The organism is Vibrio sp. Vb1574, from assembly GCF_033338675.1.
Window position 1 is genome coordinate 1 of the sequence record NZ_JAWOTC010000343.1, and the last position, 1,159, is coordinate 1,159.

1 protein-coding gene and 1 pseudogene are annotated in these 1,159 nt (G+C 43.3%); both read right to left on the reverse strand.

All coding sequences use genetic code 11. The annotated features are described in order from the left end of the window. Positions 1 to 441, reverse strand: a pseudogene (gene katA / locus R7O12_RS26050) (catalase KatA); the annotation flags it as partial. A 334-nt stretch (positions 442 to 775) separates the two neighbouring features. Beyond that, positions 776 to 1,159, reverse strand: a 384-nt coding sequence (locus tag R7O12_RS26055) for a glutathione binding-like protein (RefSeq protein WP_318126948.1), incomplete at its 5' end; no start/stop codon positions are given.

The following is a 1,159-nucleotide window of genomic DNA, read 5'->3' on the forward strand; positions in this document are numbered from 1 at the left end:
CACCGCGTGGTTGAGGTCAGGGAACTTCAACGGGTCACGTAAGAAGAAGACTGGCGTGTTGTTGCCGACTAAATCCCAGTTGCCTTCTTCGGTGTAAAACTTTAGGGCAAAACCACGGATGTCTCGTTCTGCATCCGCTGCGCCGCGCTCACCAGCAACGGTCGTAAAGCGAGCAAATAGCTCGGTCTTTTTACCAACCTCAGAGAAAATTTTTGCACGAGTGTATTTTGTAATGTCGTGAGTCACGGTGAATGTGCCGTACGCACCAGAACCTTTTGCGTGCATACGACGCTCAGGGATCACTTCACGATCAAAGTGCGCTAGCTTTTCTAGAAACCAGACATCTTGTAGGAGTTGAGGGCCACGTGGGCCTGCTGTCATCACGTTTTGGTTATGAGCAACTGGGCAACCTGCCGCAGTAGTTAGCTTTTTGTTTGTCATTCTTATTTCCCTCCAGGGATTCATCAAAACCTTAGAATCTGAAAGGAAGATTATTACGGAAAGTCATGAGGTTAAAGCTGATAATGCTTATCAATTCAATAGGTGGTGACTATGGCCGAAAAGTCACAGAAATCAGAATTGGACTACATTTTAGTTGTTGATTTATCTTAGGATTTATTAGCAATTATCAAGAATAATTGGTAGGGATAGAAGAGGTATGAATGATTGAATTTATAAATAAATACTTGCGCTCTATTTCGATAAAAAACGTCCCTTTGATGCGATTGAGACAACGTTATTTGTCTTCAATCCAAGCCTCAAAGGGACGATTAAATTAAGCGTAGTTCACTTCAATTTGTTCGGCTTTCTCGAAAGCAGGGTGCGTCGCAAGTTGTTTACCGTAACGAACCATATTCGGGAATTGTTCTGCTAGGCCAAACATCTGTACTAACTCAACGATGAAAGACATCATGATGTCTGCACCCGTCAATCGCTCTTCTACGAGGTAGGTTTTTCCTTCTAACGCTTGTTCGAAGTAGCTCAATACATTCATTGCTTCTTTGTCGGCGTATGCAGGCAAAAACTGCATCGAGTTCGGCTCTTTACTGATGAATATTTTCAATAGCATCGGCAAAATAGCGGAGCTTTCTGCAAAGTGCATCCATTGTAAATATTCAGTATGCGCTTTTGTACCACGTTTAGGGGCAAGCGCTCCATC